The sequence below is a fragment of the Streptomyces sp. NPDC014995 genome (genome assembly GCF_043080745.1).
Classification (GTDB): domain Bacteria; phylum Actinomycetota; class Actinomycetes; order Streptomycetales; family Streptomycetaceae; genus Streptomyces.
The window spans coordinates 348,401-369,743 of the sequence record NZ_JBIBVX010000003.1; the positions used below are offsets into that span (position 1 = coordinate 348,401).

Consider the following 21,343-nt stretch of genomic DNA (forward strand, 5'->3'; position numbering starts at 1 on the left):
CCGGCAGACGGGCGGGGACGGCCCGGTGATGCGCCGCGGTCGTCGCCTCGCGATCGACGTCGGGGACGCCCGGATCGGGGTCGCCTCGTGCGACCCCGACGGGATCCTCGCCACTCCGGTGGAGACCGTCCCCGGCCGTGACGTCCCGGCGGCTCACCGCCGGCTGAAGCAGCTGGTCGAGGAGTACGAACCGATCGAGGTCGTCGTCGGCCTCCCTCGCTCCCTCAAGGGGGGCGAGGGCCCGGCGGCCGTGAAGGTCCGCGGCTTCGCCCAGGAGCTGGCCAGGGGCATCGCACCGGTTCCGGTCCGGCTCGTCGACGAGCGGATGACCACCGTGACGGCCAGTCAGGGACTGCGCGCCTCGGGTGTGAAGTCCAAGAAGGGACGTTCCTTCATCGACCAGGCAGCCGCTGTGATCATCCTTCAGCAGGCGCTCGAATCCGAACGGGTGTCAGGTACAGCACCGGGCGAGGGCGTCGAAGTGGTCATCTGATCGCGATACGGTAACGTTCCGCGCGATGCGGCCGTGTTCGAACAGCTGCCGCACAAAGAGAGGCGGAACGGTAGCCGGGCCCACAAGCCGCGCGACTGCCGCCTCGCGGCTCTAGGGGATCGATGACTGAGTATGGCCGGGGCCAAGGCTCCGAACCGTGGCATCCGGAGGACCCGTTGTACGGGGACGGCGGATGGGAAGGGCAGCAGGCCCAGATCGGCCATCAGCCTGCCTACGGCGGCCAGCAGCAGCACCATCCGCAGCAGTCGCAGCAGCAGGAGTACGGCGACTGGGGCCAAGGACAGGCGCAACAGTACGACCAGCACCAGTACGGCCGGCAACAGTACGACCAGCAGCAGTACGACCAGCAGCAGTACGACCAGCAGCAGTACCCACAGCCGTATCAGCAGTCCTACGACGAGCAGCAGTACCGGCAGCAGTACGACCAGCACGGCCACCAGGACCACCAGGGCCAGCAGCAGGCGTACCAGGAGGGCGGGTGGGACGGCACCGGCACCCACGCGCACGTTCCCTACGCCGCCGACCCCGGTGACCCGTACGGCCAGCAGGCCGCCGCCTACGGTGCCGAGCAGCCCGACTTCTACGGCACCCCGGACGCCTATCCGCCGCCGGAGCCGCCCGCCCGGCGACGGACCGAGCCGGAGCCGGAACCCCAGGTCGAAGAGCAGCAGCCCGACTGGGACCCGGGTCCGGACCAGGGCGAGCACGCCTTCTTCGCGGGGGGCGGGGCCGACGAGGACGACGACGAGTCGGAGGGCCGGGACCGTCGGGGCCGGGGCGGAAAGGGCAGCAAGGGCGCCAAGGGCAAGAAGCGCCGCAACGGGTGCGCCTGCCTGGTCGTCGTCCTCGTGTTCGGCGGCGGTATCGGCGGCGTCGGCTACTTCGGCTACCAGTTCTACCAGAATCGTTACGGCGCGGCCCCGGACTACGCGGGCGACGGCAGCAGCCAGACCGTGAGCGTCGAGGTGCCCAAGGGCGCGGGCGGCGCGGAGATCGGCCGTAGGCTGAAGGAGGCGGGCGTCGTCAAGAGCGTCGACGCCTTCGTGTCCGCCTTCACGAGCAATCCCGACGGGGACCAGATCCAGGCGGGCGCGTACATCCTGAAGAAGCAGATGTCCGCGGCGAGTGCCGTCGAAATGATGCTGGACCCGAAGAGCCAGGCGAATGTGATGGTCACGCCCGGCCAGCGCAACATTCAGGTCTACAAGACGATCGACGCGAAACTCGGCCTTTCCGCCGGCACCACCAGGGGCGTCGCCGAAAAGGACTTCAAGACCCTCGGGCTGCCCAGCTGGGCGAACAACAACAGCGACATCAAGGACCCGCTGGAGGGATTCCTCCACCCGGGCACCTATCCCGCGGCCAAGGGCATGAAGCCCGCGACGGTGCTCAAGGAGATGGTGCAGCGGGCCAACGAGGCCTACGGCAAGTACGACCTGGAGGCCAAGGCCGAGGCGCTCGGCCTGGAGGACCCGTTGCAGGTCATCACGGTCGCCAGCCTTGTCCAGGCCGAGGGCAAGACGGACGATGACTTCCGCAGGATGGCGGAGGTCGTCTACAACCGCCTCAAGCCGACGAACACCGAGACCAACCAGTTGCTCCAGTTCGACTCGACGTTCAACTACCTGAAGAACGAGAGCAACATCCACATCAGCGAGTCCGAGATCAACAGCAACCAGGACCCGTACAACACCTACACCCAGAAGGGTCTTCCGCCGGGACCGATCGGAAACCCGGGTGCCAACGCCCTCACGGCGACGATGAATCCGACGAGCGACGGTTGGATCTACTTCGTCGCGACCGACGGCGAGAACAAGACGGAATTCGCGAAGACGTACGCGCAATTCCAGCAACTCAAGCAAAAGTTCAACGAGAGCGCCGGTAACTGAGCACATGAGCGACACCGCCAGGGCCGAGCACGTCCACCGTCATCGGGCGGCGGTGCTCGGCAGCCCCATCACCCACTCCCTCTCCCCGGTGCTGCACAGCGCCGCGTACCAGGCGATGGAGCTCACGGACTGGACGTACGACCGCTTCGACGTCGACGAGGCGGCCCTGCCGGGGTTCCTCGACGGGCTAGGCCCCGAGTGGGCGGGGCTGTCGCTGACCATGCCGCTCAAGCGGGCGGTGATCCCGCTGCTCGACGGGATCAGCGAGACGGCGGCCGCGGTCGAGGCAGTCAACACCCTGGTGTTCACCGAGGACGGCCGCCGTGTCGGCGACAACACCGACATCCCCGGCATCGTGGCCGCCCTGCGCGAGCACGGTGTCGAACAGGTCGACTCGGCCGCGATCCTCGGCGCCGGCGCCACCGCCTCCTCGGCGCTGGCCGCCCTGGCCCGGATCTGCACCGGCGAGGTCGTCGCCTACGTGCGCAGCGAGGCCCGCGCCGCCGAGATGCAGGGGTGGGGCGAGCGCCTCGACGTCGAGGTCCGTACGGCGGACTGGGCGGACGCGGCCGAGGCGCTCCGTTTCCCGCTGGTCGTGGCGACCACCCCCGCAGGGGCGACGGACGCCCTCGCCACCTCGGTGCCGGGGCGGCCCGCCACCCTCTTCGACGTGCTCTACGAGCCCTGGCCGACCGAACTGGCGGCCCGCTGGTCCATGTTCGGCGGTGCCGTCGTCAGCGGGCTCGACCTGCTGGTGCACCAGGCGGTGCTCCAGGTGGAGCAGATGACCGGGCAGGCCCCGGCCCCCGTGGACGCCATGCGAAAAGCGGGCGAACACGCACTCGCCTCCCGCTAGGATCCGCGGAGTTCCGCAGGGGGCGGAGCGCAGCGTGGGGGGAGTCAGGTACATGTCCAATGTGGTCGCCGGGGTGCCGCTGGCGTCGGTCAAGGGCGAGATCTTCGAGGCCGCCCTGTGGTTCCTGCCCGAGTGGGCGCAGCTCACGGTGCTCGCGCTGATCGTGCTCGCCGTCGTCGCCTCGTGGCTCCTGAAGCTGAAGCGCAGGATCGCCCACCGGCGTGCCGTACAGGCCGGTGTCGCCGTGCAGGCGGCCGCGCAGTACGGGCAGGGCCGCGGCGCGGACTACCTGGGTGCGTACGCTCCGCAGCGGAACCCGCAGAACCCACAGAACCCGCAGCACCCGCAGAACGAGAACCGGACGTCGCCGCCCCCGGCGGCGACCGGCCCCAGCGGTGCCGACTTCCTCGGCGCCTACGCCCCGCGGCGGAGGCCGGACGACGCGCGCTGAGGCCACCCCCGGTCCTCCACCGTCCGCCTGATGGACCGGCGGCCGGTTCCCGGTCGCGGACGTGGGAGGATCGTAGGTGGCGGGCCTGGGTCGCGCACCCGGTCGCGCCGTTGCCGTACGCGAGGACGCGCGTACGCAGGGCAGTACCAGGCGCGAGCACTGAGGAGCACCGTTGAGCAGGTTGCGCTGGCTGACCGCGGGGGAGTCCCACGGTCCCGCACTCGTGGCGACGCTGGAGGGCCTTCCCGCCGGCGTGCCGATCACCACGGAGATGGTCGCGGACCATCTGGCGAGGCGCCGGCTCGGCTATGGGCGCGGTGCGCGGATGAAGTTCGAGCGGGACGAGGTCACCTTCCTCGGCGGCGTCCGGCACGGCCTCACGCTCGGCTCCCCGGTCGCGATCATGGTGGGCAACACCGAGTGGCCGAAGTGGGAGCAGGTCATGGCGGCCGACCCGGTCGACCCCGACGTGCTCGCCGGGCTCGCGCGCAACGCGCCGCTGACCCGTCCGCGCCCCGGCCACGCCGACCTCGCCGGCATGCAGAAGTACGGTTTCGACGAGGCTCGCCCGATCCTGGAGCGCGCCTCCGCGCGCGAGACGGCCGCCCGCGTCGCGCTCGGCGCCGTCGCCCGGTCGTACCTGAAGGAGACGGCCGGCATCGAGATCGTCTCCCACGTCGTGGAACTGGCCGCCGCCAAGGCGCCCTACGGCGTCCACCCCACCCCCGCCGACGTCGAGAAGCTGGACGCCGACCCGGTGCGCTGCCTGGACGCGGACGCCTCGAAGGCGATGGTCGCGGAGATCGACCAGGCCCACAAGGACGGCGACACCCTCGGCGGCGTCGTCGAGGTGCTGGCGTACGGCGTTCCGGTGGGCCTGGGCTCGCACGTGCACTGGGACCGCAAGCTGGACGCCCGGCTGGCCGGCGCCCTCATGGGCATCCAGGCGATCAAGGGCGTGGAGATCGGCGACGGCTTCGAGCTCGCCCGGGTGCCCGGTTCGAAGGCGCACGACGAGATCGTCAACACCCCCGAGGGCATCCGGCGGGCCTCGGGCCGCTCCGGTGGCACCGAGGGCGGTCTGACCACCGGCGAGCTGCTGCGGGTCCGTGCGGCCATGAAGCCGATCGCGACCGTGCCGCGCGCGCTGCAGACCGTGGACGTCGCCACCGGCGAGGCCACGCAGGCCCACCACCAGCGCTCCGACGTGTGCGCGGTGCCGGCGGCCGGCATCGTCGCCGAGGCCATGGTCGCCCTGGTCGTCGCGGACGCGGTGGCGGAGAAGTTCGGCGGCGACAGCGTGGCCGAGACGCGCCGCAACGTGCGGTCGTACCTCGACAACCTCCCGATCCGATGAGCGGGCCGCTGGTCGTCCTGGTCGGGCCGATGGGCGTCGGCAAGTCGACCGTCGGGCAGCAGCTGGCCGAACGGCTCCGGGTCGCCTACCGGGACACCGACGACGACATCGTCGCCGAGCAGGGCCGTGCCATCGCCGACATCTTCGTCGAGGAGGGCGAGCTCGCCTTCCGGGCCATCGAGAAGCAGGCCGTGCACCGGGCGCTCACCGAGCACGACGGCGTCCTGGCGCTCGGCGGCGGCTCGATCCTGGACGCCGACACGCGCGCCCTGCTGTCCGGGCTGCGGGTGGTCTACCTGTCCATGGACGTCGAGGAAGCCGTGAAGCGCACCGGCCTCAACGCGGCCCGCCCGCTGCTCGCGGTCAACCCGCGCAAGCAGTGGCGCGAGCTGATGGAGGCGCGGCGGCACCTCTACGAGGAGGTCGCCACGGCCGTCGTACCGACGGACGGCCGCACGCCCGAAGAGGTCACCCGAGCAGCCCTGGACGCCCTGGAGTTGAAGGAAGCATGAGTGAGGCAGTGACGCGGATCAGGGTCGGCGGCAGCGCGGGCTCCGAGCCGTACGAGGTGCTGGTCGGCCGTCAGCTCCTCGGTGAACTCGGCGGACTGATCGGCGACCGGGTCAAGCGGGTCGCCGTCATCCACCCCGAGGCGCTCGCCGAGACCGGCGACGCGCTCCGCGCCGACCTGGCCGAGCAGGGCTACGAGGCCGTCGCCATCCAGGTGCCCAACGCGGAGGAGGCCAAGACCGCCGAGGTCGCCGCCTACTGCTGGAAGGCGCTCGGCCAGTCCGGGTTCACGCGCACGGACGTCGTGGTGGGCGTCGGCGGCGGCTCGACCACCGACCTCGCCGGGTTCGTGGCCGCCACCTGGCTGCGCGGGGTGCGCTGGATCGCCGTCCCGACCACCGTGCTGGCCATGGTGGACGCGGCCGTCGGCGGCAAGACCGGCATCAACACCGCCGAGGGCAAGAACCTCGTCGGCTCCTTCCATCCGCCGGCCGGCGTGCTGTGCGACCTGGCCGCGCTGGACTCGCTCCCGGTCAACGACTACGTCTCCGGGCTCGCGGAGATCATCAAGGCCGGCTTCATCGCCGACCCGGTGATCCTCGACCTCATCGAGGCCGACCCCGAGGCCGCCCGCACCCCGGCCGGCCCGCACACCGCCGAGCTGATCGAGCGCTCCATCAAGGTCAAGGCGGACGTCGTCTCCTCCGACCTGAAGGAGTCGGGCCTCAGGGAGATCCTCAACTACGGCCACACCCTGGCCCACGCCATCGAGAAGAACGAGCGCTACAAGTGGCGGCACGGCGCCGCCGTCTCGGTCGGCATGCACTTCGCCGCCGAACTCGGCCGCCTCGCCGGACGGTTGGACGACGCCACCGCCGACCGCCACCGCACGATCCTCCAGGCGGTGGGCCTCCCGCTGCACTACCGCTACGACCAGTGGCCCAAGCTGCTGGAGACCATGAAGGTCGACAAGAAGTCGCGCGGCGACCTCCTGCGCTTCATCGTCCTCGACGGCCTGGCCAAGCCCACCGTCCTGGAGGGCCCCGACCCCGCCGTCCTGCTCGCCGCCTACGGCGAAGTGGGCGAGTAGGTCCGCGGGGTTCCCTTCCGCCCGATTCGCTTTCCACACCGGGCACTTCGGACCGCCCCCGGCCGTTCACCAAACGACGGCCGGGGGCGGTACCGTTCCGTAGCGAGGGCGGGGCCCGCCCCTGCCCGCGTCGATCGACCGCGGCGCCGAAAGGGGCTCTGGCGCCCCGGAGGTGAACCGAGCCCCAAAAGAACGAGACGGAGTGGCACCGGATGCAGCACGCAGTGGGTTCTCCGCTGCCGCCGCCCCACCAGCCGGGGCACGGACCGGCCGTCGGCTGGTCCCCGGCCGCACAACATCCCGGTGCGCACCAGCCGGGCGCCAACCCCCCGCACTCCGCCCCCGCGCCCCCGCCGCACCCGGCACCGGGCTTCACCGGAGCGCCCTCGGGCCCGGTCCCGCCCGCGCCCCAGCCGCCGGTCCCGCCCGTGCCGCACCCGCCGGCCCCGCAGCACGCCCCCGTCCCGCCGGCCACCGACACCACCGGGCACGTCCCGCTGCCGCCCGGCGGCCCGGTCGGCGTGCCCAGCCCGCCCCCCGCCGCGACCGCCCCCGATCCGACGGCCACCACCCTCGCGGTGCTGCTCATCGGCCCGGCCGGCGCCGGAAAGACCAGCGTCGCCAAGTTCTGGGCCGACCACCGCCGGGTGCCCACCGCCCACATCAGCCTCGACGACGTGCGCGAATGGGTCCGCTCCGGCTTCGCCGACCCGCAGCGCGGGTGGAACGACAACTCCGAGGCCCAGTACCGCCTGGCCCGCCGCACCTGCGGCTTCGCCGCGCGCAACTTCCTCGCCAACGGCATCTCCTGCATCCTCGACGACGCGATCTTCCCCGACCGCCCTGCCGTCGGCCTCGGTGGCTGGAAACGCCATGTCGGCCCCGGCCTGCTGCCGGTCGTCCTCCTCCCCGGCCTCGAAGTCGTCCTGGAGCGCAACGCCGAACGCTCCGGCAACCGCCGTCTCACCGACGAGGAGGTCGCCCGCATCCACGGCCGGATGGCCGGCTGGTACGGCTCCGGACTCCCGATCATCGACAACTCCCAGCTCGACGTACCGACGACGGCGAGGGTCCTGGACGACGTACTGGCCAGGGCGATCGCGAGCCCGCCGAAGTGGTAGGTCCCGTCGCTCCACCCCGCTCGGCCCGTCGCTCCACCCCGCTCGTCCGTCGGCCACCCAGCTCGGCCCACTGAGCAGCCCGCTCGGCCCACGGAGCAGCCCGCTCGGCCCACTGAGCACCCCGCTCGGCCCTCCGACCACCCCACTCGGCCCCTCCCGACCGGCACGATCCGGCCATCGCTCCTACGCTCGACTCATGTCAGAGGTGTACGCGTCCCGCCGAACCCGCCTCCGGGAACACTGCAACGCGTCCGGCAACGCGGCAGCACTCATCTCCCGCCCCGCCAACGTCAGGTACCTCGCGGGCGCGGCGCCCCGGGGTGCCGTCCTCCTGCTCGGCAGACGCGAGGACCTGCTGGTCTGCACGGGCCCGCCCGACGAACGCCCCAGCGAGGGCCGGCCCGACGAGAACCTCCGGGTGCGGTCCCTGCCCGGGGCCGGAGGCGACGCCGCCGTGGCCGCCGCAGGCATCCTCGCGGCCGAGGGCGCCGACTCCCTCGCGGTCGAGGAACACCACCTCACCGTCACCCGCCACCGTGCCCTGCGCTCGGTCGCGCCGCGCCTGCGCCTCGCCGACCTCGGCGGCGCGGTCGAACAGCTCCGGGTGGTCAAGGACGAGGAGGAGATCTCCTGTCTGCGCATCGGCGCCGAGATCGCCGACCAGGCCCTGGGGGAGCTGCTCGAATCCATCCTCGTCGGCCGCACCGAACGCCATCTCGCCCTCGAACTGGAGCGCCGCCTCGTCGACCACGGCGCCGACGGCCCCGCCTTCCCCACCTCCGTGGGCACCGGCCCCCACTCCGGCCGCCGCGGCCACCGGCCCACCGACCGGCGCGTGGAGGAGGGCGACTTCCTCTCCGTCTGCCTGGGCGCGACCTACCGGGGCTACCGCTGCGAGATCGGCCGCACCTTCGTCATCGGCACCTCGCCCGCGGACTGGCAAGTGGAGCTGTACGACCTGGTCTTCGCCGCCCAGCGCGCCGGCCGCGAGAGCCTGGCGCCCGGTGCCGCCCACCGTGACGTGGACCGGGCCGCGCGCCAGGTGCTGGACTCGGCGGGGTACGCGCAGGCGCTGCCGGCGCTGACGGGGCACGGCGTCGGACTCGAAATCGACGAGGACCCGCAGTTGGCTCCCGCGGCCATGGGTAAACTGGACGCTTGCGTGCCGGTCACCGTCGAACCGGGGGTCCACCTCCCGGGCCGGGGCGGTGTCCGGATCGATGACACGCTCGTCGTACGCCCCGAGGCGGACGGCGGACCCGAGCTACTCACCATCACGACCAAGGAGCTGCTCGCACTATAGGCAGGTGCGTGCCCCCGGGGTCGTCCACGTCAGTCCAGGAGATTCCGCAACCGTGGCTTCCACGAACGACCTCAAGAACGGCATGGTGCTCAAGCTCGAAGGCGGCCAGCTCTGGTCCGTCGTCGAGTTCCAGCACGTCAAGCCCGGCAAGGGCCCCGCCTTCGTGCGCACCAAGCTCAAGAACGTGCTCTCCGGCAAGGTCGTCGACAAGACCTTCAACGCCGGCGTCAAGGTCGAGACGGCCACTGTCGACAAGCGCGACATGCAGTTCTCGTACATGGACGGCGAGTACTTCGTCTTCATGGACATGGAGACGTACGACCAGCTGCACATCGACCGGAAGGCCGTCGGCGACGCCGCGAACTTCCTCGTCGAGGGCTTCACGGCCACCGTCGCCCAGCACGAGGGCGAGGTGCTCTTCGTCGAGCTTCCGGCCGCCGTCGAGCTGACCATCCAGCACACCGACCCGGGCGTCCAGGGCGACCGCTCCACCGGCGGCACCAAGCCCGCCACCCTGGAGACCGGCCACGAGATCCAGGTCCCGCTCTTCATCACCACCGGTGAGAAGATCAAGGTCGACACCCGCACGAGCGACTACCTCGGCCGGGTGAACAGCTAACCGTGGCCGCCCGCAACACGGCCCGCAAGCGCGCCTTCCAGATCCTCTTCGAGGGCGACCAGCGCGGCGCCGACGTCCTGACGGTCCTCGCCGACTGGATCCGGCTCTCCCGGGCCGACACCCGGCAGCCGCCGGTGAGCGAGTACACGATGCAGCTGGTCGAGGGCTACGCGAACCACGCGAAGCGCATCGACGAGCTGATCGCCCAGTACTCGGTCGGCTGGACGCTCGACCGGATGCCCGTCGTCGACCGCAACATCCTGCGGCTCGGTGCCTACGAGCTGATCTGGGTCGACGAGACCCCGGACGCCGTCGTCCTCGACGAGATGGTGCAGCTGGCGAAGGAGTTCTCCACGGACGAGTCGCCCTCGTTCGTCAACGGCCTGCTGGGCCGGCTGAAGGAACTCAAGCCCTCCCTGCGCAGAGACGAGGCGTAAGCGGTACGACCCGCATGCCGGAGGGCCCGCAGCATCCCCGCTGCGGGCCCTCCGGCATACCCGTGTCCCGGGGCCCCCACAGGCCCGCAGAACGCCGCCGGGGCGGCCCGAACCCTCAGGTTCCGGCCACCCCGGCGGCACGTTTCTGCTGAGGCGCTACGGCGCTCAGCTCTCCTCGTGGGAGACGGCGCGGCGCGCGTCCGCGTCCAGCACGCCCCAGCTGATCAGCTGCTCGGTCAGGACCGACGGCGACTGGTCGTAGATGACGGCGAGCGTGCGCAGGTCGTCCTGGCGGATCGAGAGCACCTTGCCGTTGTAGTCGCCGCGCTGCGACTGGATCGTCGCCGCGTACCGCTGCAGGGGACCCGCCTTCTCGACCGGCACGTGGGCCAGCCGCTCCAGGTCCAGGACCAGCTTCGGCGGCGGCTCGGCGGCGCCGCCCGGGGTGGTGCCGGGCAGCAGCTCCTGCACCGGGACGCCGTAGAAATCGGCCAGCTCCGCAAGGCGCTGCACGGTCACGGCGCGGTCGCCGCGCTCGTACGAACCGACCACGACCGCCTTCCAGCGTCCCTGGGACTTCTCCTCGACACCGTGGAGGGAAAGGCCCTGCTGGGTGCGGATCGCCCGGAGCTTGGCCCCGAGCTGTTTGGCGTATTCGCTGGACATATAGCTCCCCGGCACTGGGTCGACGCGACTGGCTCTGGTTCCATGCCGCGCGGCTGGTAACTCACTGTGAGGTTACGCAGCGTGATTCTTCTGCGTCAAGCCGAATGGTCCACACCGACTCTTCCGTGGTAGCGATGGCCGATTACGCCAAGGGGGTGATCAGGGGACTCGTCCCGGCCTGCTACCGTGGATGGCGCAATTCCGACGTCCTTTAAGGTCCGTCCCGTGAGGCGGAGAAGGAGGTCCGTTTCATATGGACAAGCACGACACGCGGCTCGAGCCGCAGCAGTCCGATGCGAGGCCCGTTCTCGAGGGCCCCGACATCGCGCGGGTACTGACCCGCATCGCCCACGAGATCGTCGAACGCGCCAAGGGCGCCGACGACGTGGTGCTCCTCGGCATCCCGACCCGGGGCGTCTTCCTCGCCCAGCGGCTCGCCGCCAAGCTCGAGCAGATCACCGACCGCTCCATCCCGGTCGGCTCCCTCGACATCACCATGTACCGCGACGACCTGCGCATGCACCCGCCGCGTGCGCTGGCCCGCACCGACATCCCCGGTGACGGCCTCGACGGCAAGCTGGTCGTCCTCGTCGACGACGTGCTCTTCTCCGGCCGCACCATCCGCGCCGCCCTCGACGCCCTGAACGACATCGGGCGCCCGCGCGCGGTGCAGCTCGCGGTCCTCGTCGACCGCGGCCACCGCGAACTGCCCATCCGCGCCGACTACGTCGGCAAGAACCTCCCCACGTCGCTGCGGGAGACGGTCAAGGTCCAGCTCGCCGAGGAGGACGGTCGCGACACCGTGCTGCTCGGTGTGAAGCAGACCGCACCGGGCGAGTAACAGTCCGGCGTACGCCCACGCGTGCGCGTTCTCATGCGCCCGCATGCCCGAAAACTCCCCCTTGTCCTACGGAGCCTGACAGATGCAGCGTCATCTCATCTCGGCCGCCGACCTCACCCGCGACGACGCCGTCCATGTCCTCGACACCGCCGAGGAGATGGCCCGGGTCGCCGACCGGCCCATCAAGAAGCTGCCGACCCTGCGCGGCCGCACCATCGTGAACCTCTTCTTCGAGGACTCCACCCGCACCCGCATCTCCTTCGAGGCCGCCGAGAAGCGCCTGTCCGCGGATGTCATCAACTTCTCCGCCAAGGGCTCCAGCGTCTCCAAGGGCGAGTCCCTCAAGGACACCGCCCAGACCCTGGAGGCGATGGGGGTCGACGCCGTCGTCATCCGGCACGGCGCCTCCGGAGCCCCCTACCGCCTGGCCAACTCCGGCTGGATCGACGCCGCCGTCATCAACGCCGGCGACGGCACCCACCAGCACCCCACGCAGGCCCTGCTCGACGCCTTCACCATGCGCCGCCGGCTCGTCGGCCGGGACGCGGGGATCGGCCAGGACCTGTCCGGCAAGCGCATCACCATCGTCGGGGACGTCCTGCACAGCCGGGTCGCCCGCTCCAACGTCGACCTGCTGCACACCCTCGGCGCCGAGGTCACCCTCGTCGCCCCGCCCACCCTGGTGCCGGTCGGCGTCGAGACCTGGCCCTGCGAGGTGTCGTACGACCTCGACAGCACGCTTCCCAAGTCCGACGCGGTGATGATGCTGCGCGTCCAGCGCGAGCGGATGAACGCCGCGTTCTTCCCGACCGAGCGTGAGTACTCGCGCCGCTACGGCCTCGACGGCGACCGGATGGCGCGGATGCCCGAGCACGCCATCGTGATGCACCCCGGCCCGATGGTCCGCGGCATGGAGATCACCGCCGAGGTTGCCGACTCCGACCGCTGCACCGTCGTCGAGCAGGTCGCCAACGGCGTGTCCATCCGCATGGCCGTCCTGTACCTGCTGCTGGGCGGGAACGAACCCGCTGTCCGCCACGCCCGTACCCCCGGCACCACCGGCACCCCCGAGGAGAAGTAAGCGACCATGAGCAAGATTCTGATCCGGGGCGCGAAGGTGCTCGGCGGCGAGCCGCAGGACGTCCTGATCGACGGCGAGATGATCGAGGCCGTCGGCGACGGGCTGTCCGCCGAGGGCGCCGAGGTCGTCGAGGCGGCCGGCAAGGTGCTGCTGCCGGGCCTGGTCGACCTGCACACCCATCTGCGCGAGCCGGGCCGCGAGGACTCCGAGACGGTCCTGACGGGAACCCGCGCGGCCGCCTCCGGTGGTTACACGGCCGTGTTCGCCATGGCCAACACCTTCCCCGTCGCCGACACCGCCGGCGTCGTGGAGCAGGTGTACCGGCTCGGGCAGGAGCACGGCTACTGCGACGTGCAGCCGATCGGCGCCGTCACCGTCGGCCTGGAGGGCAGGAAGCTCGCCGAACTCGGCGCCATGCACGAGTCGGCGGCCGGTGTCACCGTCTTCTCCGACGACGGCAAGTGCGTCGACGACGCCGTGATCATGCGGCGGGCGCTGGAGTACGTGAAGGCCTTCGGCGGGGTCGTCGCCCAGCACGCGCAGGAGCCGCGGCTGACCGAGGGCGCCCAGATGAACGAGGGCATCGTCTCCGCCGAGCTGGGACTCGGCGGCTGGCCGGCGGTGGCCGAGGAGTCGATCATCGCCCGGGACGTCCTGCTCGCCGAGCACGTCGGCTCCCGCGTCCACATCTGTCACCTCTCGACCGCCGGCTCGGTCGAGATCGTCCGCTGGGCCAAGTCCCGCGGCATCCAGGTCACCGCCGAGGTCACCCCGCACCACCTGCTCCTCACCGACGAGCTGGTGCGCACCTACAACCCGGTCTACAAGGTCAACCCGCCGCTGCGCACCGAGCGCGACGTGCTCGCCCTGCGCGAGGCGCTCGCCGACGGCACCATCGACATCGTCGCCACCGACCACGCCCCGCACCCGCACGAGGACAAGGACTGCGAGTGGGCCGCGGCCGCCATGGGGATGGTCGGGCTGGAGACCGCGTTGTCAGTGGTCCAGGAGACGATGGTGGAGACCGGGCTCCTCGACTGGGCCGGGGTCGCCGACCGCATGTCCTTCCAGCCAGCCCGGATCGGGCGGGCCAGGGGCCACGGGCGACCCGTCTCGGCAGGTGAGCCCGCCAACCTCACGCTCGTCGACACGGCATACCGTGGGTCGGTGGACCCCGCGGGCTTCGCCTCGCGCAGCCGGAACACCCCGTACGAGGGGCGTGAGCTGCCGGGCCGTGTGACGCACACGTGGCTCCGGGGCAAGGCCACGCTCGTCGACGGGAAACTCACGTGACACCTGTAATCCTGCTCGCGGCCGAGAAGGAATCGGCCGAAGTGACCGACTGGGCCGCCCGCATCGGCTGGGTCGTCGGCCTCGCCCTGTTCGTCGCGCTCGTCTACTGGCTGATGCGCGAGGGCTGGAAGTGGCGCGGCACGCTCCAGGGCGACCTGCCCGAGCTGCCCACCCGCCCGTCGCCCACCACCCTCGACGCAGGCGGCGAGCCGCCGCTGCCGGGAATGCCGGACGAGTCCGGTGAGGCGAAACTGACGATGAGCGGCCGCTACCACGGCTCGACCACCGCCGGGCAGTGGCTCGACCGCATCGTGGCGCACGGCCTGGGCACCCGCAGCCGGGTCGAGCTCACTCTGACGGACGCGGGACTGGACGTCGTACGCCCCGGCGCGGCCGACTTCTTCGTCCCCGTCGCCGCGCTGCGCGAGGCCCGGCTCGACAAGGGCATCGCCGGCAAGGTGCTCACCGAGGGCGGACTGCTCGTGGTGACCTGGGCGCACGGCGACAGGCTGATCGACTCCGGGTTCCGCTCGGACCGCGCGGCCGAGCACGGCGAGTGGGTCGACGTCATCAACTCCCTGATCAACAAGACGGAAACTCAGACGGAAACGGAAGGCGCACGATGACGACCTCCACCAGGGGAGCCACCAAGGCTTCCGCCGTACTCGTCCTGGAGGACGGCCGGAGCTTCCGCGGCCGCGCCTACGGGGCCGTGGGGGAGACCTTCGGCGAAGCGGTGTTCTCCACGGGCATGACCGGCTACCAGGAGACCCTGACCGACCCGTCGTACGACCGCCAGATCGTCGTCGCGACCGCCCCGCAGATCGGCAACACCGGCTGGAACGACGAGGACGACGAGTCCAGGCGCATCTGGGTCTCCGGTTACGTCGTCCGCGACCCCGCGCGCGTGCCCTCCAACTGGCGGGCCAAGCGCTCCCTCGACGACGAGCTGGTCGCCCAGGGCGTCGTCGGGATCTCCGGCATCGACACCCGCGCCCTCACCCGCCATCTGCGCGAGCGCGGCTCCATGCGCGCCGGCATCTTCTCCGGCGAGGCGATCGCCCCCGAGGCGGAGCTCCTCGCGCGTGTGCGGGCCCAGCCGCAGATGAAGGGCGCGAGCCTCTACGAGGAGGTCGCCACCCAGGAGTCCTACGTCGTCCCGGCGGTCGGCGAGAAGCGCTTCACGGTCGCCGCGATCGACCTCGGCATCAAGGGCATGACGCCGCACCGCATGGCCGAGCGCGGCATCGAGGTGCACGTGCTGCCGGCCACGGCCACGGCGGACGAGGTGTACGCCGTCGAACCCGACGGTGTGTTCTTCTCCAACGGCCCGGGCGACCCGGCCACCGCCGACGGCCCCGTGGCGCTGATGACCGAGGTGCTGGAGCGCAGGACGCCCCTGTTCGGCATCTGCTTCGGCAACCAGATCCTCGGCCGCGCCCTCGGCTTCGGCACCTACAAGCTGAAGTACGGCCACCGCGGCATCAACCAGCCGGTCCAGGACCGTACGACCGGCAAGGTCGAGGTCACCGCCCACAACCACGGCTTCGCCGTGGACGCGCCGCTCGACAAGGTCAGCGACACCAAGTTCGGCCGCGCCGAGGTCTCCCACGTCTGCCTCAACGACAACGTCGTGGAGGGGCTGCAGCTGCTCGACCAGCCGGCCTTCTCCGTCCAGTACCACCCCGAAGCGGCCGCCGGCCCGCACGACGCCGCCTACCTGTTCGACCGCTTCGTATCCCTGATGGAGGGCCAGCGTGCCTAAGCGCACCGATATCCAGTCCGTCCTGGTCATCGGCTCCGGCCCGATCGTCATCGGCCAGGCCGCCGAGTTCGACTACTCCGGCACCCAGGCGTGCCGGGTCCTGAGGTCCGAGGGCCTGCGGGTCGTGTTGGTGAACTCCAACCCGGCGACGATCATGACCGACCCGGAGATCGCCGACGCCACCTACGTCGAGCCGATCACCCCGGAGTTCGTCGAGAAGATCATCGCTAAGGAGCGGCCCGACGCCCTGCTGCCCACCCTGGGCGGCCAGACGGCCCTCAACACCGCCATCTCGCTGCACGAGAACGGCGTGCTGGAGAAGTACGGCGTCGAGCTGATCGGCGCCAATGTGGCCGCCATCCACAAGGGTGAGGACCGCGACCAGTTCAAGGATGTCGTGGAGGAGGTCCGCAAGAAGATCGGGCACGGCGAGTCCGCCCGCTCGGTGATCTGCCACACCATGGACGAGGTCCTCGCCGGCGTCGAGGAGCTCGGCGGCTACCCGGTCGTCGTCCGCCCCTCCTTCACCATGGGCGGCGCCGGCTCCGGCTTCGCGCACGACGAGGAGGAACTGCGCCGCATCGCCGGCCAGGGCCTCACGCTCTCCCCGACCACCGAGGTGCTCCTGGAGGAGTCCATCCTCGGCTGGAAGGAGTACGAGCTGGAGCTGATGCGCGACAAGCATGACAACGTCGTGGTCGTCTGCTCCATCGAGAACTTCGACCCGATGGGCGTCCACACCGGCGACTCGATCACCGTCGCGCCCGCGATGACGCTGACCGACCGCGAGTACCAGATCCTGCGCGACATCGGCATCGCCGTCATCCGCGAGGTCGGCGTCGACACCGGCGGCTGCAACATCCAGTTCGCGGTGAACCCCGAGGACGGGCGGGTCATCGTCATCGAGATGAACCCGCGCGTGTCGCGTTCGTCGGCCCTGGCCTCCAAGGCGACCGGCTTCCCGATCGCCAAGATCGCGGCCAAGCTCGCCGTCGGCTACACCCTCGACGAGATCCCGAACGACATCACCCAGGAGACGCCGGCCTCCTTCGAGCCGACCCTCGACTACGTGGTCGTGAAGGCACCCCGGTTCGCCTTCGAGAAGTTCCCCTCGGCGGACTCGACCCTCACGACCACCATGAAGTCGGTCGGCGAGGCCATGGCCATCGGCCGCAACTTCACCGAGGCCTTCCAGAAGGCGCTGCGCTCGCTGGAGAAGAAGGGCAGCCAGTTCACGTTCGTCGGCGACCCCGGCGACAAGGACGAGCTGCTGCGCGAGGCCGTCCGTCCCACCGACGGCCGGATCAACACCGTCATGCAGGCCATCCGCGCGGGTGCCACGCCCGAGGAGGTCTTCGAGTACACGAAGATCGACCCCTGGTTCGTCGACCAGCTCTTCCTGATCAAGGAGATCGCGGACGAGTTGGCCGCCGGGGACCGCCTGGACGTCGACCTGCTCGCCGAGGCCAAGCGGCACGGCTTCTCCGACCAGCAGATCGCCGAGATCCGCGGGCTGCGCGAGGACGTCGTGCGCGAGGTGCGGCACGCGCTGGGCATCCGCCCGGTCTACAAGACGGTCGACACCTGCGCCGCCGAGTTCGCCGCCAAGACGCCGTACTTCTACTCCTCCTACGACGAGGAGAGCGAGGTCGCGCCGCGCGAGAAGCCGGCCGTCATCATCCTGGGCTCCGGCCCGAACCGCATCGGCCAGGGCATCGAGTTCGACTACTCCTGCGTCCACGCCTCCTTCGCGCTGTCCGACGCCGGGTACGAGACCGTGATGGTCAACTGCAACCCGGAGACCGTCTCCACGGACTACGACACCTCCGACCGGCTGTACTTCGAGCCGCTGACGCTGGAGGACGTGCTGGAGGTCGTCCACGCGGAGGCGCAGGCCGGTCCGATCGCCGGTGTCGTCGTCCAGCTCGGCGGCCAGACCCCGCTGGGCCTGGCGCAGGCGCTGAAGGACAACGGCGTGCCGATCGTCGGCACGCCCCCCGAGGCGATCCACGCGGCCGAGGACCGGGGCGCCTTCGGACGCGTGCTCGCCGAGGCGGGCCTGCCGGCGCCGAAGCACGGCACGGCCACCACCTTCGCCGAGGCGAAGTCCATCGCGGACGAGATCGGCTACCCGGTCCTCGTCCGGCCGTCGTACGTCCTCGGCGGCCGGGGCATGGAGATCGTCTACGACGAGACGCGGCTGTCCTCCTACATCGCCGAGTCGACCGAGATCAGCCCGACCCGGCCGGTCCTCGTGGACCGCTTCCTCGACGACGCCATCGAGATCGACGTCGACGCGCTCTACGACGGCGAGGAGCTGTACCTCGGCGGCGTCATGGAGCACATCGAGGAGGCCGGCATCCACTCCGGCGACTCGGCGTGCGCCCTGCCCCCGATCACGCTCGGCGGCTTCGACATCAAGCGCCTGCGGGCCTCCACGGAGGCCATCGCCAAGGGCGTCGGCGTCCGCGGCCTGATCAACATCCAGTTCGCGATGGCCGGCGACATCCTCTACGTGCTGGAGGCCAACCCGCGCGCCTCCCGCACGGTCCCCTTCACCTCGAAGGCGACCGCCGTACCCCTGGCCAAGGCCGCCGCCCGGATCTCCCTGGGCGCGACCATCGCCGAGCTGCGGGCCGAGGGGCTGCTCCCGGCGACCGGCGACGGCGGTGAGCTGCCGCTGGACGCGCCGATCTCCGTCAAGGAGGCCGTGATGCCCTGGACCCGCTTCCGGGACACCTCCGGACGCGGCGTCGACACCATCCTCGGCCCGGAGATGCGCTCCACCGGCGAGGTCATGGGCATCGACACCGTCTTCGGCACGGCGTACGCCAAGTCGCAGGCGGGCGCCTACGGGCCGCTGCCGACCAAGGGCCGCGCGTTCATCTCGGTCGCCAACCGCGACAAGCGCTCGATGATCTTCCCGGCACGGGAGCTGGTCGGCCACGGCTTCGAGCTGCTCGCCACCTCCGGCACCGCCGAGGTCCTCAAGCGCAACGGCATCAACGCCACGGTCGTGCGCAAGCAGTCGGAGGGCATCGGCCCCAACGGCGAGAAGACCATCGTCCAGCTCATCCACGAGGGCGAGGTCGACCTCATCGTCAACACCCCGTACGGCACCGGCGGCCGCCTCGACGGCTACGACATCCGTACGGCGGCCGTGGCGCGGTCCGTGCCGTGCCTGACGACGGTCCAGGCGCTCGCCGCCGCCGTCCAGGGCATCGACGCGCTCAACCACGGTGACGTGGGCGTCCGTTCGCTCCAGGAGCACGCGGAACACCTGACCGCGGCCCGCGACTAGCAGCCGACGAGGGGGACACCGGAAACGGTGTCCCCCTCTTCATGAGGACCCCCGTCCTCATGAGGACCCCTGAGGACTCACGAGATGTACAAGATCTTCTTCCGTCTGGTCTTCCAGCGGATGGACCCCGAGAAGGCCCACCACCTCGCCTTCCGCTGGATCCGCCTCGCCGTCCGCGTCCCCGTGCTGCGCACCTTCGTCGCGGCCGCCCTCGCGCCCCGCTACAAGGAGCTGCGCACCGAGGCCTTCGGGCTGCGCATGCACGGCCCCTTCGGGCTCGCCGCCGGCTTCGACAAGAACGCGGTCGCCATCGACGGGATGTCGATGCTGGGCTTCGACCACGTCGAGGTCGGCACGGTCACCGGGGAGGCGCAGCCCGGCAACCCCGGGAAGCGGCTGTTCCGGCTGGTGGCCGACCGGGCGCTGATCAACCGCATGGGCTTCAACAACGAGGGCTCGCTGGCCGTGGCCGCCCGCCTGGCCTCCCGCGAGCCCGTCTTCAAGACGGTCGTGGGCGTCAACATCGGCAAGACCAAAGCCGTACCGGAGGAGAAGGCCGTCCTCGACTACGTGAAGTCGGCCGAGCGCCTGGCGCCGTACGCCGACTACCTGGTCGTGAACGTCTCCTCGCCGAACACCCCCGGCCTGCGCGATCTCCAGGCGACGGAGGCGCTGCGCCCGCTGCTGACCGCCGTACGCGAGGCCGCCGACCGCACGGTGACCAACCGCCGCGTCCCGCTGCTGGTGAAGATCGCGCCGGACCTGGCCGACGAGGACGTGGACGCGGTCGCCGACCTGGCCGTGGAGCTCGGCCTGGACGGGATCATCGCCACGAACACCACCATCGCGCGCGACGGCCTGGGTCTGGCATCCGACCCCTCCCTGGTCGGCGAGACCGGCGGACTGTCCGGCGCGCCGCTGAAGGCACGCTCCCTGGAGGTGCTGCGCCGCCTCTACGCGCGCGTGGGCGACCGCATCACCCTCGTGGGCGTCGGCGGCATCGAGAACGCCGAGGACGCCTGGCAGCGCATCCTCGCGGGCGCCACCCTCGTCCAGGGCTACAGCGCCTTCGTCTACGAGGGGCCCTTCTGGGGCCGCGCGATCCACAAGGGGCTCGCGGCCCGGCTGCGCACGAGCCCGTACGCCACCCTGGCCGACGCCGTCGGCGCCGACGTGAGGAGCACGGCATGACCCTGGAGCCCTTCGGCGCGCGCCTGCGCCGGGCCATGGACGAGCGCGGCCCGCTCTGCGTCGGGATCGACCCGCACGCCTCCCTGCTCGCCGAGTGGGGCCTGGACGACGACGTCGCCGGGCTGGAGCGGTTCAGCCGGACGGTCGTCGAGGCGACGGCCGACCGGATCGCCGTCCTGAAGCCGCAGAGCGCCTTCTTCGAGCGGTTCGGCTCGCGCGGCATCGCCGTCCTGGAGAAGTCGGTCGCGCAGGCGCGGGCGGCAGGCGCCCTGGTGGTGATGGACGCCAAGCGCGGCGACATCGGGTCGACCATGGCCGCGTACGCCGAGTCCTTCCTCCGCGAGGACGCCCCGCTGTTCTCGGACGCCCTCACCGTGTCGCCGTACCTCGGCTACGGCTCGCTGAGCCCGGCCGTCGCGCTGGCGCGGGAGAGCGGCGCCGGGCTGTTCGTGCTGGCGCTGACCTCCAACCCGGAGGGCGGCGAGGTGCAGCACGCGGTGCGCGTCGAGGACCCGGCCGGGCGGAACGTGGGCGCGACGATGCTGGCGCACCTGGCCGCCGAGAACGCGGGAGAGGAGCCGCTGGGCTCCTTCGGCGCGGTCGTCGGCGCCACGCTGGGCGACCTGTCGTCGTACGACCTCGACATCAACGGTCCGCTCCTCGCGCCCGGCATCGGGGCCCAGGGGGCGACTCCGGCGGACCTGCCCCGGGTGTTCGGGGCGGCGGTGCGCAACGTCGTGCCGAACGTGAGCCGGGGAGTGTTGCGCCACGGTCCCGACGTGGTCGCTCTGCGTGACGCCGCGGACCGGTTCGCGGACGAGGTCAGGTCCGCGGTCGGGGCCGCCTGAACGCCGTCGGCCGCCCGACCGGGGGCTCCGGCGGGCGGCCGTGGGCCGACTTGAGCCTGGATACATCCTCAAATCCAGGGCATTATGTCCTAAATATCCGTCCTGGCGGAGGCTGACCAGGACTTTTCCTCTGTTCTCGCTGACTCTGGCGGAGTTGGCCGCTAGTCTCCGACGGAGAGTGAACGGGCAAGCGTGTTGCTCGTAGCTCCC

At 71.2% G+C, this 21,343-nt stretch carries 20 protein-coding genes; 19 read left to right on the forward strand and 1 reads right to left on the reverse strand.

Annotated features, from left to right (window positions below):
* Positions 1 to 28: 28 nt before the first annotated feature.
* The 11 genes from ruvX (at position 29) to nusB (ending at position 10,147) form a co-directional block, all read left to right on the forward strand.
* Positions 29 to 493, forward strand: a complete 465-nt coding sequence (ruvX, locus tag ACF1A1_RS09040) for a Holliday junction resolvase RuvX (protein ID WP_391647204.1) — start codon at positions 29 to 31, stop codon at positions 491 to 493.
* A 122-nt stretch (positions 494 to 615) separates the two neighbouring features.
* Positions 616 to 2,403: an endolytic transglycosylase MltG gene (gene mltG, locus ACF1A1_RS09045; RefSeq protein WP_391646989.1), complete on the forward strand. Its 1,788-nt coding sequence runs from the start codon at positions 616 to 618 to the stop codon at positions 2,401 to 2,403.
* Between the two features lie 4 nt (positions 2,404 to 2,407).
* Positions 2,408 to 3,259, forward strand: coding sequence for a shikimate dehydrogenase (locus ACF1A1_RS09050; protein ID WP_391646991.1), 852 nt, complete (start codon positions 2,408 to 2,410; stop codon positions 3,257 to 3,259).
* A gap of 52 nt (positions 3,260 to 3,311) precedes the next feature.
* Positions 3,312 to 3,710 (forward strand): hypothetical protein, encoded by a 399-nt coding sequence (locus ACF1A1_RS09055; RefSeq protein ID WP_391646993.1) that lies wholly within the window; start codon positions 3,312 to 3,314, stop codon positions 3,708 to 3,710.
* Positions 3,711 to 3,882: 172 nt separating this feature from the next.
* The gene (gene aroC / locus ACF1A1_RS09060; RefSeq protein ID WP_391646995.1) at positions 3,883 to 5,067 is read left to right on the forward strand and encodes a chorismate synthase; all 1,185 of its coding nucleotides are present in this window, start codon (positions 3,883 to 3,885) and stop codon (positions 5,065 to 5,067) included.
* Positions 5,064 to 5,579, forward strand: coding sequence for a shikimate kinase (locus ACF1A1_RS09065; protein WP_391646996.1), 516 nt, complete (start codon positions 5,064 to 5,066; stop codon positions 5,577 to 5,579). The genes aroC and ACF1A1_RS09065 overlap by 4 nt, the downstream gene beginning before the upstream one ends.
* Entirely contained in the window at positions 5,576 to 6,667 is a 1,092-nt protein-coding gene (gene aroB, locus ACF1A1_RS09070) for a 3-dehydroquinate synthase (RefSeq protein WP_391646997.1), read from the forward strand. Before ACF1A1_RS09065 ends, aroB begins: the two co-directional genes overlap by 4 nt.
* A gap of 212 nt (positions 6,668 to 6,879) precedes the next feature.
* Positions 6,880 to 7,788 carry a Pro-rich N-terminal domain-containing protein gene (locus ACF1A1_RS09075; RefSeq protein WP_391646999.1) on the forward strand — a complete coding sequence of 303 codons (909 nt, stop codon included), beginning with the start codon at positions 6,880 to 6,882 and terminating at the stop codon, positions 7,786 to 7,788.
* A gap of 196 nt (positions 7,789 to 7,984) precedes the next feature.
* On the forward strand, positions 7,985 to 9,091 hold the full coding sequence (locus ACF1A1_RS09080; RefSeq protein ID WP_391647001.1) for an aminopeptidase P family protein: 1,107 nt from the start codon (positions 7,985 to 7,987) through the stop codon (positions 9,089 to 9,091).
* Positions 9,092 to 9,143: 52 nt separating this feature from the next.
* Positions 9,144 to 9,710, forward strand: coding sequence for an elongation factor P (gene efp / locus ACF1A1_RS09085; RefSeq protein ID WP_391647003.1), 567 nt, complete (start codon positions 9,144 to 9,146; stop codon positions 9,708 to 9,710).
* 2 nt (positions 9,711 to 9,712) lie between these two features.
* Entirely contained in the window at positions 9,713 to 10,147 is a 435-nt protein-coding gene (gene nusB / locus ACF1A1_RS09090) for a transcription antitermination factor NusB (protein ID WP_391647005.1), read from the forward strand.
* 165 nt (positions 10,148 to 10,312) lie between these two features.
* Here nusB and bldD read toward each other — a convergent pair whose 3' ends face one another.
* Positions 10,313 to 10,813 (reverse strand): transcriptional regulator BldD, encoded by a 501-nt coding sequence (gene bldD, locus ACF1A1_RS09095; protein ID WP_009313753.1) that lies wholly within the window; start codon positions 10,811 to 10,813, stop codon positions 10,313 to 10,315.
* A 253-nt stretch (positions 10,814 to 11,066) separates the two neighbouring features.
* Between bldD and pyrR the strand changes: the two genes are divergently transcribed.
* The 8 genes from pyrR (at position 11,067) to pyrF (ending at position 21,133) form a co-directional block, all read left to right on the forward strand.
* Positions 11,067 to 11,654 (forward strand): bifunctional pyr operon transcriptional regulator/uracil phosphoribosyltransferase PyrR, encoded by a 588-nt coding sequence (gene pyrR / locus ACF1A1_RS09100; protein WP_391647007.1) that lies wholly within the window; start codon positions 11,067 to 11,069, stop codon positions 11,652 to 11,654.
* Positions 11,655 to 11,736: 82 nt separating this feature from the next.
* Positions 11,737 to 12,735: an aspartate carbamoyltransferase catalytic subunit gene (locus tag ACF1A1_RS09105; RefSeq protein WP_391647009.1), complete on the forward strand. Its 999-nt coding sequence runs from the start codon at positions 11,737 to 11,739 to the stop codon at positions 12,733 to 12,735.
* Positions 12,736 to 12,741: 6 nt separating this feature from the next.
* Positions 12,742 to 14,028, forward strand: coding sequence for a dihydroorotase (locus tag ACF1A1_RS09110; protein WP_391647011.1), 1,287 nt, complete (start codon positions 12,742 to 12,744; stop codon positions 14,026 to 14,028).
* Positions 14,025 to 14,654: a hypothetical protein gene (locus tag ACF1A1_RS09115; RefSeq protein WP_391647013.1), complete on the forward strand. Its 630-nt coding sequence runs from the start codon at positions 14,025 to 14,027 to the stop codon at positions 14,652 to 14,654. The genes ACF1A1_RS09110 and ACF1A1_RS09115 overlap by 4 nt, the downstream gene beginning before the upstream one ends.
* Positions 14,651 to 15,793 (forward strand): glutamine-hydrolyzing carbamoyl-phosphate synthase small subunit, encoded by a 1,143-nt coding sequence (gene carA, locus ACF1A1_RS09120; RefSeq protein ID WP_391647015.1) that lies wholly within the window; start codon positions 14,651 to 14,653, stop codon positions 15,791 to 15,793. The genes ACF1A1_RS09115 and carA overlap by 4 nt, the downstream gene beginning before the upstream one ends.
* Entirely contained in the window at positions 15,786 to 19,094 is a 3,309-nt protein-coding gene (carB, locus tag ACF1A1_RS09125; RefSeq protein ID WP_391647018.1) for a carbamoyl-phosphate synthase large subunit, read from the forward strand. The genes carA and carB overlap by 8 nt, the downstream gene beginning before the upstream one ends.
* 84 nt (positions 19,095 to 19,178) lie before the next feature.
* Complete coding sequence (locus tag ACF1A1_RS09130; RefSeq protein ID WP_391647020.1) at positions 19,179 to 20,285, forward strand: quinone-dependent dihydroorotate dehydrogenase; 1,107 nt, start codon at positions 19,179 to 19,181, stop codon at positions 20,283 to 20,285.
* The gene (gene pyrF / locus ACF1A1_RS09135) at positions 20,282 to 21,133 is read left to right on the forward strand and encodes an orotidine-5'-phosphate decarboxylase (RefSeq protein ID WP_391647022.1); all 852 of its coding nucleotides are present in this window, start codon (positions 20,282 to 20,284) and stop codon (positions 21,131 to 21,133) included. The genes ACF1A1_RS09130 and pyrF overlap by 4 nt, the downstream gene beginning before the upstream one ends.
* Positions 21,134 to 21,343 lie beyond the last annotated feature (210 nt).

Coding starts and splice junctions, on each gene's coding strand:
- ACF1A1_RS09050 (WP_391646991.1), top strand. CDS start 2,408: ATGAGCGACACCGCCAGGGCCGAGCACGTCCACCGTCATCGGGCGGCG.
- carA (WP_391647015.1), top strand. CDS start 14,651: ATGACGACCTCCACCAGGGGAGCCACCAAGGCTTCCGCCGTACTCGTC.
- ACF1A1_RS09110 (WP_391647011.1), top strand. CDS start 12,742: ATGAGCAAGATTCTGATCCGGGGCGCGAAGGTGCTCGGCGGCGAGCCG.
- ACF1A1_RS09055 (WP_391646993.1), top strand. CDS start 3,312: ATGTCCAATGTGGTCGCCGGGGTGCCGCTGGCGTCGGTCAAGGGCGAG.
- ACF1A1_RS09105 (WP_391647009.1), top strand. CDS start 11,737: ATGCAGCGTCATCTCATCTCGGCCGCCGACCTCACCCGCGACGACGCC.
- pyrF (WP_391647022.1), top strand. CDS start 20,282: ATGACCCTGGAGCCCTTCGGCGCGCGCCTGCGCCGGGCCATGGACGAG.
- mltG (WP_391646989.1), top strand. CDS start 616: ATGACTGAGTATGGCCGGGGCCAAGGCTCCGAACCGTGGCATCCGGAG.
- ACF1A1_RS09065 (WP_391646996.1), top strand. CDS start 5,064: ATGAGCGGGCCGCTGGTCGTCCTGGTCGGGCCGATGGGCGTCGGCAAG.
- pyrR (WP_391647007.1), top strand. CDS start 11,067: ATGGACAAGCACGACACGCGGCTCGAGCCGCAGCAGTCCGATGCGAGG.
- ACF1A1_RS09130 (WP_391647020.1), top strand. CDS start 19,179: ATGTACAAGATCTTCTTCCGTCTGGTCTTCCAGCGGATGGACCCCGAG.
- aroB (WP_391646997.1), top strand. CDS start 5,576: ATGAGTGAGGCAGTGACGCGGATCAGGGTCGGCGGCAGCGCGGGCTCC.
- ACF1A1_RS09075 (WP_391646999.1), top strand. CDS start 6,880: ATGCAGCACGCAGTGGGTTCTCCGCTGCCGCCGCCCCACCAGCCGGGG.
- ACF1A1_RS09080 (WP_391647001.1), top strand. CDS start 7,985: ATGTCAGAGGTGTACGCGTCCCGCCGAACCCGCCTCCGGGAACACTGC.
- ruvX (WP_391647204.1), top strand. CDS start 29: ATGCGCCGCGGTCGTCGCCTCGCGATCGACGTCGGGGACGCCCGGATC.
- bldD (WP_009313753.1), bottom strand. CDS start 10,813: ATGTCCAGCGAATACGCCAAACAGCTCGGGGCCAAGCTCCGGGCGATC.